We start from the raw sequence: 13,776 nt of genomic DNA on the forward strand, positions 1-13,776 counted from the left end.
AGTCAGCGGCGAAAGCACGACTGCGCTAACGCCACCTACTTTTTGTCCGCCCGAATGCCTTCGGGCGGACACTTGCTTTACGTCTCGCTCAGCGCCCGCAGACGGCCTGAGGCGCTGCCCGGTAGCGCGCCGCAATCAGTCCCGTGGACGGCTTCACCCTGCGTTGATACGCCGTTGATGTCAATGTCGATGTGATCCGTTTCAAAAAAGAATCCGACGAACGGATGGTTGACCTTCTCCCAGCGCTGACGGACTAAAGCAACTGGTTTCGCCATCACTCGATGTGGCAACCCGCCAACGTGCGCCATCGGCAGGAATTCGTTCTGGCCGTATACATCACCGAACAGCATCGCTTCGTATTCCCGATCGAGCGGTGAACGCGCCGTAATTAACATCCAGTCGACCCCGTTCTGCGCGCAATACATGAAAAAAGCTTTGCACAGCGCCACCTTCACCATCCGGCCAATCGCGCCGCGCGCGACGCCGAGCCTCGTCGCCTCGGCGAGCCTGGTCTGACCCAGCCAGTCCGGCAGGCGGACCGATTGCTCGACGGCAAGCGGACCGAATGCATTCGTCTGGACCCGCATGGTGCCGAGCGGGCCGCCATCCAGCCGCGACTGCGCGAGCAGCACGGCTGTGCCGGGCGCGCCATCCAACGCTTCGACGCCCATGGTCTCGGCAAATTCCGGCACGTGGCGCCGATAAGCGGCGCGGCGCATCTCGACGGCTTTGTCGAGGTCCGCCAGATTACTTACCACCTTTATCGTAAACGGCAACCTTTCCGTTTTCTTTACGGTGCCCTGATTAAAGCGTTCTCCGAGCGACGTATAACCCGTATTTTGCGTCAAAACAACTGAATCGATGCGGTCCATTTCAACCTCGTAGATAAATGAGAAAAAAGTCTGTCGCTTTCGAAGCGGCAGAGTCGCTGCTAGCGCGACAAACTAGATTCTCATGAACGCAAACGCGGTGATATGCATAGCCGGGAAAATCCGGAGAGCGAGCGCACGCCGATCAACTGGTCAGGCTCGTGCGCGTCATACCGGCCCCCGTTGCGGCTGAGCAGAGCTTTCGTGTCCTTATCGACAAACTGCCACAGCCGGATACGGCGTTGACGAACGGCGTGACGATCCGTCTGCGCTATTCGGTGCCGGTATTCGTCGAGCCCGCTGGTGCAGCGTGTCATCTTGTGCTTTCCTGGCATCTGGCCCGCGGCGAGCACGGACGGGTGATGCGCGTCGATAACGCCGGCACAAGGCGCGCGCAGATTGCCGCGGTCCAGCTGGTGAACGCTGCCGGCAAGGTCTACGAAATCAACAAGGGGCTGCTCGGCTACGCGCTGCGCTATTGCAGGCTATTCGCCCGATCGGCGAATGGCATTGTCGGCTACGCTTTTCATCATGGTTCGCCGGGCTATGCGCAGCACACCGCGGGTCATCCGTAACAGCCGGGCGTCCCCGACGGATCAGGGACCGGCCGGCGAAACAGTGCAGGCGGAAAGGAAGCGGCGATGGATATTGTTGAAATAGCCAGAAAGGCCGGCATGCAGATCCTGCTCGACGCCCGGATCGGTCGTGAGACCTATCACAGCGTCTGCGGCTCGCTGCAGTCGTTGCAGCACTTTGCCGATGCCGTATGCGCAGCGGCCGCGGCCGGGACACCGGTGCACGAAGATAACGACGGGCGTCGCGAAGCCGGCGTTGCCCCGGTCACCCTCGAAGGTGAAATCGATGGACAGATTATTGCCATCTGACACAGAATTGCCCGCAAACCGACGGCGGTGAAAATATCTGGCAAAGCTCGTTGGCAAAGGTCGCCGGATAGGGTGAGGCCGGCATCGATTATCCCGGCGGCTGGTTGTATCGTCCCAGTTTGCCCGTGGGCTGTCATCCAGGAGTATCAGGCAGGCAACCGACGGTTCGCCTGCACTACACAGATTCCGGATACGGAGTTCGGACGACAGGATCCGGCTCCGGTATGGCCGGTTGCGCTTGAGGAGGCGGTTGGAGAGACCGTGGGGAAAAAAATAATGGGTTCGCTGGCCTGACCCGCAGGCTGACGCAAGGGAGACCCCCGTCTCCCTACTCAGGATTACCCACATTTCGTCTGAGCGATCTATTCGTCCTGTCTGAAGATGCGATACATCTCGGTGATTTCATGCAGGACCAGGAAGCCACGCCACATCACGGTAGGGCCGGGTGGGTGGTCGTGCTTGCGGTTCAGATAGCCACCGAGTTTTGCAATCCACAACACCACTTCGCCGAGCGAGGGTGTTTGAGGTGGCGGTTTCGAGGTGCGGTTAGCGCGGCTATAGAGCGCGCGCCACTCGTCGGGCTGCAGAAGCACCGCGCAGGACAGATCGGGATCGGCGCGGCCCAGCAACGTCGCGTACATGATGCGCCAGGCGATCACGGCAAATAACGCGGTCGACCGGACGAACCGGTCCAGATTGCCGAACTGACGCTTTTCAATGCTGCATCCGCTCTTGAGCACACGGTGCCACGACTCGATCGTCCACCGCCGCGCATACCAGCCAAGTCGCTCGAGCGCGTCCTCCAGCGTGATGGTCGGCGCGGAACTCAGCAGCATCCACTCGAGTGGCTCAACGCCTGCCGGCGGGTCGGTTTCGAGTGCGTGAATGGCAAACACTTCGACCCCGGCGAGCCTGGACGAAGGTCGCTTCGGCGCGCGCAGCTGAACCGGCGTGCACCGCACCGTCAGACGTGCAGTGCGCTTCGCGGCGTTGCGCTGCGCCGGCACCTGCAGTTCGGTCTCGCCCATGGGCGCTGTCGCGCTCACGGTGTCCCACAGATACCGCTCCGGGTGGGCGGTGCGGCGATCCCATGCCGCACGCACAAGCCAGTCGACGCCCGCCGGCCGCTCGGCCACGAACACTTCGTAGACGTCGCTTTCCCGGTCCCCTGTTGCCACTACCCGGGTATCGGGGCAGCGCGCCTTGAGCGCGGCCAGATGCTCGATTCCTTCGAGCCATTTGGCACTCTCCTTGTCTTCGATCGGGCGCTGCTTGCGCTTCTTCTTCTTGCCCAGGTCCGCGTCCTGGCGTGTCCAGGTCTTCATGCCCAGCACGCCCAGCGGCAAACCCTCCGGCGTCACGGCTAGCAAGCTGTGCAGCATGAAGCCACGCGACGCGTTGCCGGTGCCGTAGCCCAGTCCCTCAGTGGCCTCGAGATGCGTCAGATTGAATTCGGTCGTGTCCTGCACCGCCAGCACGACCGGGAGCTGCGTCATGCGCTGCAGCGTTCGCTCGACGTGCGGGGCAAGAACACCGTCGGTATCGACCTGTTCGTTGTCGAAGAAACGATAGGCAGCCTTGAGTTCGGCGGCATCGAGCGAGCGCGGAAATGAGCAGTCGGGACTGCTCCCAAGCTGCCGTGCCAGCGCGACCAGCCGGCTCGTCAAACGGGCGTCGCCCAGATTGGCCGCACCGAATTCGGTGTCGGCCCAGTCACGGTTATGGTCGTCGTCTGCAGAAGGCAATGGCGTGTGGCTTTACAGGAGTTGCACGCAAGTTAACATCGTCCGAGCCCGTTTACAAGCGCTCCTTCTGGAAAGTTGTGGGTAATCCTGAGGTCTCCCTATGGGATAGTGTTCGGCGGAGTACTGATCGCGCTGGCGATGGTCGGGCTGTGCACCATCGTGCTTTACGAAAGTCGCCTCGACGCACTCGAGCGCGCCCGCGAGACCTCGCGCAATGTCGCGCTGATTGCACAGCGCGATATTGAACGGAATTTCGAACTGTACGCGCTGTCATTGCAGGCGGTCGTCGACGGAATGCAGCAGCCAGACGTGCTGGCGCTGCCGCCGCATCTGCGCCGCGAGCTGCTGTTCGATCGTGCGACCACTGCGAGATATCTCGGCTCGATGCTGGTGCTGGATGCGTCTGGCAATATCGTTATTGATTCTGCCAGCGATACGCCACGAAAAGGCAACTTTGCCGACCGCAGCTATTTCACGGTCCAGCGCGACAACCCGAACGTCGGTCTCTATATCAGCGATCCCTATGAATCGCGCCTGCGGGGCGGCTTGCCCAGCATCGCATTGAGCCGGCGGCTTTCGCATCCTGACGGCTCGTTCGCCGGCATCGTGCTAATCGCCGTCAATCTCGAGTATTTCCACAACCTGTTCGCGGGACTTGCCCTTGGACCGCACGGGGCCGTGTCGCTGATCGCCCGGGATGGCGCGATGGTCATGCGCCAGCCCTATGACGTGCACACCATCGGACGCAATATCCGCAACGCAAGTACGTTCCGGCGTTTCCTGTCGGAGCCGGAAGGCAGCTTCAGCGATACCGCATCGATTGACGGGGTGCGGCGTCTGTACTACTTCCGGAATTTTCCGGATCTGCCACTGATCATTATGGTCGCCGAGGCCGAACAGGACATCTACGCGGCGTGGCGAAAGCGGGCGCTGACCATCGGCTCGCTGATGGTGGTGTTTGGTCTGGGGTTCATCGCGCTGTCGGCCGTGCTCAGTGCCCAGCTGCGGCGCCGCATGCGCGCGGAGTCGGAACTGCAGATGCTCGCCCGCACGGATGGCCTCACCGGCCTGAACAATCGTCGCACCCTCGGCGAGATTCTCGAGCAGGAGTGGCGCCGGGCCCGGCGAACGCACAGTGTGTTTTCGCTGCTGTTTATCGATATCGACCGCTTCAAGGCCTACAACGACACGTACGGCCACCAGGCCGGGGATGACGCGCTGGCCGCCGTGGCACGGTGTATCGGCGACCACATCCGGCGTCCTGCCGATAGCGCGGCGCGCTACGGCGGCGAAGAATTCATCGTGGTGCTTCCGGATACCCCTGCTTCTGGCGCGACGGGTGTCGCCGAGAAAATCCGCTCGGCCATCAGTGAGCTCGGCATTGAACATGCCGGCAGCGAATACGGACGCGTGACCGCCAGCATCGGCACGGCCAGCTGGGATCCGGAGCAGGACAGCGATGTGACAGCGATGATCAAGGCGGCCGACGAGGCGTTGTACGACGCGAAGGCGACCGGCCGGAACAAGGTCTCGCCGTTTCGTCTGGTATGACGGGCATCATGGTCGGCAGTTCAGGTGTGACCGCGACGATGTGTCACCCGGTCTTTACAAGGATGTTCGCGTCCGTCACGACAGTTTTGCCCGCGTCCATGGTTGCGAAACGACAGGTTCCCTTACCGGCCTTCTTCGCGCCGTACAGCGCTGCATCGGCGCGATTCATCAGCAGGTCGAAGGATTCTCCGCGCGTTGCGAATGCAATGCCGATGCTCGCGCCAACCCTCGCCGTCCGACCGGACAGGGGATAAGGCTCGGATAACCGTTCAATGATGCGCTGGGCGAGTCCCGCGCAGGCCGCAGCAGTCGTGTTCTCAACGACAATGGCCAGCTCGTCGCCACCCAGACGTGCTACCAGTTCGCCTGGGCGCGTCATCTTTCGCAGGCGCTCCGCAACGGCTTTCAGTACCAGATCCCCGGCGTGATGGCCAAGATTGTCATTGACCTGTTTGAAATCATCAAGGTCGAGAAACATGACGGCTACCTGGGCTTCATGGTCCGAAGCAGCACGGAGCAGTATTCGTTCAAGCCGGTCACACAGATCGCGGCGATTTGGCAGACCCGTGAGCGGGTCGTGACGGGCCCAATGGCGCATCTGCGCTTCGGACTCCCGGCGCTCCGTCACGTCCTCAATGATAATGACGGCGCTCCCGTCGGGCACCGGGTTTCGTGTCAACTCGAGCTGGCGACCGTCGCTGAGTTCCAGGTCGAGGGGACCACGCTCCGCCGACAGCCACGTGGTACAGCGCTCGACAAGCTGCTTTCTGAATGTTTCGCCAAACTTCTCGAGGCCTACATGACCAATAAATTCGGGCAGCGGCACATTGAGTCTCAGCATTTCGACAGTCGCACCGAACAGTTCTGCCGTTCGGCGGTTAGCGGTGACAACTTTCCCGTGTTCGTCTGTCGTGCATAGCCCGTGGGGCATATGCGTGAGGGCGGCGTCAAACCGGGCCGCCAGCTCGGCGTTCTTCTGCTCGGCAGTCATCAGGGCGACGAGCCCCGAATAGTGGCGCCAGACAATCGCCGCCATCGCGGCAATGTACGTAAAAAGCGGTGGCACGAGTACCCAGTACGCGTGATTGGGGGCCAGCACTGCGCCCAGCCCGATGGGCGCCGCACCCAGCGCAATCTGGGCAACCGCGAGACGCGGTATGCCGGCATTTCGCGATGCAATTCCGCCAAGCGTGCCCGCCGTCACCATGACGGCCAGTGCGCTCAGCGCCGCGTCCCCGGACATGACGCATGCCATCGAGCCCGTTCCAAGCACGGCCGATGATGCCAGCGCCAGGAGTGCATATCGCCTTGCCGGGAGAAGCGGGTGAATCACACCGACGCGGCCGGCAGCGAGATATGAATGCGCGATGAGGAGGCGGCCGGCGACAACGCTCATGCCCGCTATGAGCCAAAGCACCGGCCACGGCTGGCGCAGGTTGGCGAGCGCGACCAGTGCTACGAAGGCGCTGGCGACCGCAGACATGAACAGCGATCGCTGGTGGTCGAACAGCGACGAAAGCAGGGATGCACGGATAGCCGCCGTAACCTGACTTTCCCCTACTGCCGGCGTCGCGAGAATCGGTCCGAGGAGGGTTTTTATGCCAGACATGCTGCGACCGCGCAAGGATTGGGTTGACTGACCGCATAAGATGACGGCTCCTTCCTGAGTTGGCGGCACGGCCACGCCTTTCTTGATTGGTGTAAACGCCGAAAGTGGAAGAATTGCATCGTTCCGGGTTGAGGTGGCGTCAGCGTTCGGGAGGTCACGTACGCCGGAGGCAAAACCGTCATCTGAGCCTGAGACGTTGGACCGAAGGCGTCAACCAACGACGTAAACGGCTCTCATCTGACACGTTTAACGCCACGCCCGGACGTCAGATTGAAGTGTGCTTCAATCTGACAGACCGCCTGCCATCAAGGAGCGGGAGCCGCCTGCGTATGCTCGCATGGGACCGGGTCCGGCCAGGAACGGGCCTTGGGCCGTGCTGTCGCATGGACGTTCGAACGTCACATTCACCTTGAAACCGGCCGTTCAGACGGCAAGTACCGGCCATACTGCTTACGTGTGCCGTCGGACATACGTTCGCGAGTCCTTCAACGACGAACAATGGCAATATCCGCGCTGCTCAGCCGCAGCTCGGTCGTCGGTCACTAACGATGACCGAACACTACGTTGCGGAGCGGAAAGGCGATCAGACGGAACCAACGAAGTAGCGGCATCGTTGACAGCCTGTTGATTCGAGGGAGCATTAAATCGAGCGCAATCCTTGCGACGCCAAGCGACGCGCTGTAGAGTACCAGCAAAATATACAGCTTATGGGTTACGACATTCGATGAAAACAGTAACGAAAACAGTGTTTAAGGTCGGTGACTTCGTTTCTTGGGCTCAAGCGGGAAATCTCGACTTGCAGCCCATTTTTCAACGACGACCGGTATGGAAAGCAGGCGCGAAATCTTATCTCATTGATACCGTTATCCGTGGACTACCCATTCCGATCGTGTTTTTGCGCGACCGCCTCGCACTGCAGTCGATTATTACGACTCGCGAAGTGGTGGATGGCCAACAGCGTCTTCGCACGATACTTTCGTTTATCAACTCCAGCTTGGTGCAAGATTATTCGGTCGAACAAGACGAGTTTAAGCTGAGCAAATTGCATAACGAAGAATTTGGGGGAATGTCGTTTTCTGAGTTACCTCCAGATACGCAAAGAGCCATTGTTGGTTACGAGATTCCTGTACATATATTCTCCGCAGACACTGAAGATCGAGATATCTTGCAGATATTCGCTCGATTAAATGCGACGGGAGTAAAGCTTAACGACCAAGAGTTGAGAAATGCTGGCTACTTTGGTGCGTTCAAGGCATTGACCTACAACATCGGTTACGAGAACCTCAATCGGTGGCAAGATTGGGGCATTTTTAAGCTCAGCGATATTTCTCGCATGAATGAGGTCGAGGAGGTTGCCGACTTGATTGTATCCATGCATCAAGGTGTCCATGGACGGAACAAAAAGTTACTCGACGAGTATTACGAGACGTACGACGACGCTTATCCCGAGCGGGCAGCTGTTCAGAAGCGCTTCGAAGTCGTGATGTCGTCGATTGAAGATGTATTGGGCGGTGCGATCGGCACGAGCGAGTTTTCAAGACGAGCTCTGTTTAACGATTTGTTTGTGGCCACGTATGAATTGATGTATGGCCTCGGCTCTCCACTTACGGTTTCAACAAAAGCTACGAAATTACCGGCTGGTTATGCGAAAAAAATCCTTGGGTTGTCTAAGTTGTTGAGTGAAGGGGAATTGCCGGAGGAAGTGGACAGAAGTTTGCGTGGAGCGACCTCCGACAAAGGCAGCAGATTAAAACGTGTAAACTTTATTCTTGGTCCCTTTGGTTATGAGCTCCAAGAAAGCTAACGCAATTGCGGCGCAGTTTCATAAGCGGGTTCAACGCCTCGATCGCACACGTGTTCGTATTGAGCATGCACATTCGCTCGGGTGGCTTCACTTAGAAGACGTGGAAGCATCCTATGCGGGGCTATTTCTTCAAGTAGTCTTAGCCTATGAGACAGCGATGGAAGATTTCGTTTTAGGCTTGCTGGTCAGGCCGGGCGGCGTGGCAAGCCAAGATTCCAATGTTCGGGGCCGCGTATCGGTGCGCAGCTATTCGCACGCACATGATTTGGCTTCCGGGCCCGGAGGGCGTTTCCCATCGTGGATTGGCAAAAAAGACCTGCTGGATATTTCGAAGTTGCTCTTGAATAAAAATGCTCCTTTTGGTGCTATGACTCCCCCGCAATGGCATTATGTAGAGCAGAGTCGCTACATCCGTAATGCGGTGGCGCATCCCAGCGAAAACGCGCTGAGCCAATTCCGAAAACACGTGATACAAAGCACTCCGCTGCCAAGGAGGGAGCGAACTGTTGCGGGCTATTTGCGAGGTCGAGCTTCGCCTGTTCAGACGCGATGGGAGCTGTTTGTTGCAGGGCTTGGTGTTTTCGTGAGCGTGGTCGCTCAATAGCCAAGCAGGAACTGCGACGCTGATTTAGCGGAGCGCGGCATTGTTTGCGGAGCAAAGATAAAGGGTTCAGCTCGCGCTGAACCCTTTATCTTTCGTAGGCCGGACGGGATTCAACCCTGTCACCAACGGATTAAAGGTCCGGGGGCTGCAAAAGGCACGCTCCGATCGCTTCCACTCAGAACGTTGCCGATCGACCACATCGGGGGATGTGATCGGACCGCGCGAGTGGCCGTTATACATCAGAAACTGCCGTTGAGGAGGCACCGCCGGGTCGACCGGCAGGTGTGGGTCGGAATTACCCATTCGGATGCATATGTCGACACACTGAACTAGACTTAACCGCAGCCAATGAATCCGCGCAATTCTGTAGGAGCGTTTCCCGAATCCTTGCGTGTATAAAGCGAAAGAAATGTGGAGGGAGTATGCGATCTTTTATCGGATTGTTGGCCGTTTGCCTCATTCAGGCCAGTGCGTTGGCGGATGAGGGCGAGGTGTTAACGCGCGAGCAGGCACTTTCTATGGTGCCGGGATCGACCATGAATCGGATCGGGCAGAATGGTGGCGTTCGTGAATGGACCAATGGCGCGGACGGGACCGCGACAGTTAGCCGACTTCCAAATCCCGGGTCGAAACAGGGAGTACGGAAAGCTGCGGCACGTTGGTCGATTTCCGATGACGGACGATATTGTCTGGACGAAGACTGGTCTACGGAGCAGGGTGGACCGTTGCATTGGTGTTCCCGCATTACGCGGAACCCAGACGGGCGGTTGCAGTTACTGCACTGATCACGGCGCAGGGAACATCGCGTTCGCAGGCGTCGGGAGGCGAAAAGACGTTTGTCGGCCATCAAGCGACAGTCGCGTATTTGGTTCGAACGGCCGTTATGGTCTACATAGCGAGTGATACCAGCAAAGCGCACGGCGATGCCTAACGAGGAGGGTTGTGATGAATGAGAGCGCATTCACGAGCGTAGAGCCCGGTGGCCAGTCGGCTGGGCAATTTGATGCAGCCTGCAAGCAGGTATGTCTGATGACCAATGCGCGCTGCGCGGCTGTGATTGTCGTCGACGGAAACGCCGGCTCGGGTTATTCGGTGATCGGGCCATTGGAAGCGCAGGTGTTATTGCCGGACATATTGCACAAAATGGCGGACGCTCTACGCGGACAGCTTGCGAAGAACCTCCAGTGAGCGATGCTTCGGACGTAACTTCTGCTGAGACAAACGGCCGTTGCGCGTGGGTTGGCGCCGATCGTCATTGGACCGGGCTCGGCCCAGATTGTGTCAAAACGAATTTTGGAGCGCTAAAATTTTCCATCCGATAGCGGGGGATGAGCAAGATGAAACGGTTCGTTCAAGGCGACAATCGTACGCAAAGCTTTCTCCTCCCAGAAGCGCTTGATGACTACGTGACGGACACGAATCCCGTGCGCGTAGTTGATGTCTTTGTAGATGAGCTTGATCTTCGTAAGCTCGGGTTTGAAGGCGTTGAACCAGCGCTGACCGGTCGGCCGTCGTATCACCCCGAGGTGATGCTCAAGATCTACATCTACGGTTACCTGAACCGTATTCAATCCAGTCGTCGCCTTGAACGCGAGGCCCAGCGCAACGTCGAACTGATGTGGCTCACGGGCCGCCTGGCGCCTGACTTCAAGACCATTGCGCGGTTCCGTAAAGACAACGGCAAAGCGATTCGCAGCGTCTGCCGTCAGTTCGTCTTGCTATGCCAGCGTCTGGACCTCTTCGCCGAAGCGCTTGTTGCGATCGACGGCAGCAAGTTCAAGGCGGTGAACCATCGCGACCGCAACTTCACGAGCGCCAAGCTCGAGCGGCGCATGCGCGACATCGAGTCAAGTATCGCCCGCTATCTCGAAGCGATGGACACGGCGGATCGTCAGGAGCCTGCCATCGCGAAGACCAGAACAGAGCGACTGCAGGACAAGATTGCAGCCTTGAAGGAACAGATGCGAAGCCTCAAGGAGATCGAGGTGAAGCTAAACGAAGCACCGGACGGACAGGTATCGCTCACAGATCCGGATGCCCGTTCGATGAAGACACGAGGAACGGGAGTGGTCGGCTACAACGTCCAGACGGCGGTTGACACGAAGCACCATCTGATCGTCGCGCACGTCGTTACCAATGATGGCATTGATCGTGATCAGTTGACGTCGATGGCGAAGCTTGCCCGTGCAGAGATGGCCGTTGACAAGCTCACCGCAGTTGCGCATCGCGGCTACTACAAGAGCGAGGAGATACTCGCATGCCATGAGGCTGGAATAACCGCGTTCGTTCCGAAGACGGTTACATCGAGCGCAACGGCTCACGGCCGCTTCGGCAAGGAAGACTTCATTTACAACGCAAAGACGAACGAATACCGGTGCCCGGCAGGCGAGCGGCTCATCTGGCGATTCTCGACCGTTGAGCGCGGCCTGAAGATCAGTAAGTATTGGAGTTCGAACTGCCAGCAATGTTCGCTAAAAGGGAGCTGCACGCCAGGCCCTCAACGTCGCGTGACACGCTGGGAACACGAAGCTGTTCTTGATGAGATGCAGGCGCGACTTGATCATGCGCCTGAGATGATGCGCATCCGGCGACAGACTGTCGAGCACCCGTTCGGCACGATCAAGGCATGGATGGGCGCTACTCATTTCCTGACAAGAACCATCGAGCAGGTGAGCACGGAGATGAGCTTGCATGTGCTGGCGTACAACATGAAGCGGCTGATCAAGCTACTCGGTTCAGAAGCGGTTATGAAGGCGATGCGGGCGTGATGCCCGTACGGGGTTGTCGAGCCTTTGCGATATGTTCCGCTGTGATTTGACGTTCGGGTTGCCGCAATCGACAAGCCGCGACCTGCGCCGAGAGAGGTTCCGTCAATTCCCAGTGGCTACGCGTTTTGACACAATCTGGGCCATTTTCGGACAATCATCCTGCAGCGGAACGGTTATTCCGGACGTCGCATATTGCTTGGGGAAGGGACACTTTGACTGTTGTTTCCACAGAATCCTGATCAAGGGGAAGCAGGCTTCAGTAAATCAACCAGGTCGAAACCTGCTAGGGCATTGATACGGCGTCAGATCGCTCCCATAGGGTCTTCAGATGGTCGACGAACCATTTACCCGCAGGTCCTGGCGGCTGCGACGGCTGGTGATACACCGACATGGTCAGCATCCAGCCGCTGGGCGGCATGTCGTCCACGTCCAGCACGACAAGCGTACCTGCCGCGATGTCTTTCTCGACCATGTGCAAGGGCATCCCGCCCCATCCCACGCAGTCTTTGAGAAACGCATATTTCGTCGACAGGTCCGCGAGACGCCAGGTCGAAGCCGAAGCAACCCCGAAGTCACGACCTGCGGTGAGATCGGACCGGTCCGTCAACACCAGTTGGACATGTTTAGCCAACTCGCGCCGCGGGATTCGGTGGCCCACGCTCGCGAGCGGATGGCATGCCGCAGCAACGGCGACCAGCGGCAGTTCGCCAATTCGCTCGCTGACCAATGATGGAAAGGCCTGTGGCAGGGGCGGCAGGATGCCCAAACTGCATCGCCCATCGAGAACGGGTTGGTAAGCCGCTCCCAGCCCTTCGACGAAAAGCCGCAGCGGCGTCAACGGAAACCGCTCTGCGAATGCCTTCGCGACGGCACTGATCACCGTCGTCGGGAAGAAAACATCGACTACCACCGAAAGTTCCGCTTCCACGCCCGAAGTCATGAGCCGGGCTCGTGCCTTCAGCGTGTCCACTCCGGAGACGATGTTGCGGGCGTCGGCGAGCAACAGCCCCCCCTCCGCAGTGAGCTTCGGGAACCGGCCCGAGCGGTCGAACAGCACGACGTCCAGTTGATCCTCCAGTCCGCCGACCCAGCCGCTCACCGCAGACTGCACGCGGTTGAGCTTGCGGGCCGCAGCCGAGAAGCTGCCTTCATCCACGGCGGCGATGAAGGTTCTGAGTTGATCCAACGAAATTCCATCCAGCATTGGCCCTCCATCGATCTCTAATATAGATGGATTGTATCTCGATATACCGACTTCCCAGATGCCTGCCGCGCTGCGATGATTTCTCTCAACGCAGCGACCTCCGCGTCAAGCGCCTCTAACCTGGGAGTTTTTATGACCTTTTCCATCATCGGCAGCGGCAGCGTCGGCGCCGCCATTGCCCGTCAATTTGCCCGCAGCGGCGTCCCGGTCGGCATCGCGAATACGCGCGGGCCGGAGTCCATCGCTTCTTTCGCCGACGAGCTGGGCGACAAGGTAGTTCCCCTCACGCTACATGCGGCACTCGAGGCCGACGTGATCATCCTGGCGGTCCCGTTCCGGGCCCACCGCGATGTCGCCAAAGCTGCGGCGAGCTGGCAGGGCAAAGTCGTTATCGACGCCACCAACGCCTACGGCGTGCCGCTGTCCGAACTGGACACCCTGCCTTCTTCGGTGATCGTGGCGAAAGCATTTCCGGGCGCATCGCTCGTCAAGGCGTTCAATCATTTGCCAGCCAATGTGCTTGCCGAAGATCCCGTCAGTGCTGGGGGCCGTCGAGTGATCTTTCTATCGGGCGATGACGAGGCTGCGAACGCGACCGTCGCCGCGCTCGTCAAGCGGCTCGGCTACGCGGCAGTCAGCCTCGGCAAGATCGCCGAAGGCGGTCAACTCGTGCAGGCCCGGGACAGAAGTTGGGCGCCGCTGATTTTCCAGGACCTCTTCAAGAAGGAGCAATAAACC

The 13,776-nt window shown here is 59.1% G+C and carries 11 protein-coding genes and 1 pseudogene; 8 read left to right on the plus strand and 4 right to left on the minus strand.

What is annotated here, in order from left to right; translation table 11 throughout:
* Positions 1–77: 77 nt before the first annotated feature.
* Complete coding sequence (locus B0G76_RS42280) at positions 78–872, minus strand: N-acyl amino acid synthase FeeM domain-containing protein (protein WP_120298631.1); 795 nt, start codon at positions 870–872, stop codon at positions 78–80.
* A gap of 143 nt (positions 873–1,015) precedes the next feature.
* Here B0G76_RS42280 and B0G76_RS42285 point away from each other — a divergent pair.
* Both B0G76_RS42285 and B0G76_RS42290 read left to right on the plus strand, forming a co-directional pair.
* Positions 1,016–1,444: pseudogene (locus B0G76_RS42285) on the plus strand (molecular chaperone); the annotation flags it as partial.
* A gap of 66 nt (positions 1,445–1,510) precedes the next feature.
* Positions 1,511–1,753, plus strand: a complete 243-nt coding sequence (locus B0G76_RS42290) for a hypothetical protein (protein WP_120298633.1) — start codon at positions 1,511–1,513, stop codon at positions 1,751–1,753.
* A gap of 362 nt (positions 1,754–2,115) precedes the next feature.
* Here B0G76_RS42290 and B0G76_RS42295 read toward each other — a convergent pair whose 3' ends face one another.
* Positions 2,116–3,498, minus strand: a complete 1,383-nt coding sequence (locus B0G76_RS42295; RefSeq protein WP_120298634.1) for an IS4 family transposase — start codon at positions 3,496–3,498, stop codon at positions 2,116–2,118.
* A 75-nt stretch (positions 3,499–3,573) separates the two neighbouring features.
* Here B0G76_RS42295 and B0G76_RS42300 point away from each other — a divergent pair, with 75 nt between their 5' ends.
* A complete protein-coding gene (locus B0G76_RS42300; RefSeq protein ID WP_259461014.1) occupies positions 3,574–5,049 on the plus strand; it encodes a sensor domain-containing diguanylate cyclase in 1,476 nt (491 codons plus the stop codon).
* 43 nt (positions 5,050–5,092) lie between these two features.
* Here B0G76_RS42300 and B0G76_RS42305 read toward each other — a convergent pair whose 3' ends face one another.
* Positions 5,093–6,658 (minus strand): sensor domain-containing diguanylate cyclase, encoded by a 1,566-nt coding sequence (locus B0G76_RS42305; RefSeq protein WP_120298635.1) that lies wholly within the window; start codon positions 6,656–6,658, stop codon positions 5,093–5,095.
* A 724-nt stretch (positions 6,659–7,382) separates the two neighbouring features.
* Here B0G76_RS42305 and B0G76_RS42315 point away from each other — a divergent pair.
* From B0G76_RS42315 to B0G76_RS42320, 4 genes are all read left to right on the plus strand, one after another.
* Positions 7,383–8,462: a DUF262 domain-containing protein gene (locus B0G76_RS42315; protein WP_120298636.1), complete on the plus strand. Its 1,080-nt coding sequence runs from the start codon at positions 7,383–7,385 to the stop codon at positions 8,460–8,462.
* On the plus strand, positions 8,443–9,066 hold the full coding sequence (locus B0G76_RS42695; protein WP_147394175.1) for a hypothetical protein: 624 nt from the start codon (positions 8,443–8,445) through the stop codon (positions 9,064–9,066). The genes B0G76_RS42315 and B0G76_RS42695 overlap by 20 nt, the downstream gene beginning before the upstream one ends.
* 945 nt (positions 9,067–10,011) lie before the next feature.
* Entirely contained in the window at positions 10,012–10,254 is a 243-nt protein-coding gene (locus B0G76_RS42700) for a hypothetical protein (protein WP_147394176.1), read from the plus strand.
* Between the two features lie 149 nt (positions 10,255–10,403).
* Entirely contained in the window at positions 10,404–11,834 is a 1,431-nt protein-coding gene (locus B0G76_RS42320) for an IS1182 family transposase (protein ID WP_120298667.1), read from the plus strand.
* Between the two features lie 283 nt (positions 11,835–12,117).
* Here B0G76_RS42320 and B0G76_RS42325 read toward each other — a convergent pair whose 3' ends face one another.
* On the minus strand, positions 12,118–13,038 hold the full coding sequence (locus B0G76_RS42325; protein ID WP_120298637.1) for a LysR family transcriptional regulator: 921 nt from the start codon (positions 13,036–13,038) through the stop codon (positions 12,118–12,120).
* 132 nt (positions 13,039–13,170) lie between these two features.
* Here B0G76_RS42325 and B0G76_RS42330 point away from each other — a divergent pair, with 132 nt between their 5' ends.
* Positions 13,171–13,773 carry an NADPH-dependent F420 reductase gene (locus B0G76_RS42330; RefSeq protein WP_120298638.1) on the plus strand — a complete coding sequence of 201 codons (603 nt, stop codon included), beginning with the start codon at positions 13,171–13,173 and terminating at the stop codon, positions 13,771–13,773.
* Positions 13,774–13,776: the final 3 nt, after the last annotated feature.

The organism is Paraburkholderia sp. BL23I1N1, assembly GCF_003610295.1.
Classification (GTDB): Bacteria; Pseudomonadota; Gammaproteobacteria; order Burkholderiales; family Burkholderiaceae; genus Paraburkholderia.

Coding starts and splice junctions, on each gene's coding strand:
- B0G76_RS42280 (WP_120298631.1), bottom strand. CDS start 872: ATGGACCGCATCGATTCAGTTGTTTTGACGCAAAATACGGGTTATACG.
- B0G76_RS42290 (WP_120298633.1), top strand. CDS start 1,511: ATGGATATTGTTGAAATAGCCAGAAAGGCCGGCATGCAGATCCTGCTC.
- B0G76_RS42305 (WP_120298635.1), bottom strand. CDS start 6,658: ATGTCTGGCATAAAAACCCTCCTCGGACCGATTCTCGCGACGCCGGCA.
- B0G76_RS42315 (WP_120298636.1), top strand. CDS start 7,383: ATGAAAACAGTAACGAAAACAGTGTTTAAGGTCGGTGACTTCGTTTCT.
- B0G76_RS42695 (WP_147394175.1), top strand. CDS start 8,443: ATGAGCTCCAAGAAAGCTAACGCAATTGCGGCGCAGTTTCATAAGCGG.
- B0G76_RS42700 (WP_147394176.1), top strand. CDS start 10,012: ATGAATGAGAGCGCATTCACGAGCGTAGAGCCCGGTGGCCAGTCGGCT.
- B0G76_RS42320 (WP_120298667.1), top strand. CDS start 10,404: ATGAAACGGTTCGTTCAAGGCGACAATCGTACGCAAAGCTTTCTCCTC.
- B0G76_RS42325 (WP_120298637.1), bottom strand. CDS start 13,038: ATGCTGGATGGAATTTCGTTGGATCAACTCAGAACCTTCATCGCCGCC.
- B0G76_RS42330 (WP_120298638.1), top strand. CDS start 13,171: ATGACCTTTTCCATCATCGGCAGCGGCAGCGTCGGCGCCGCCATTGCC.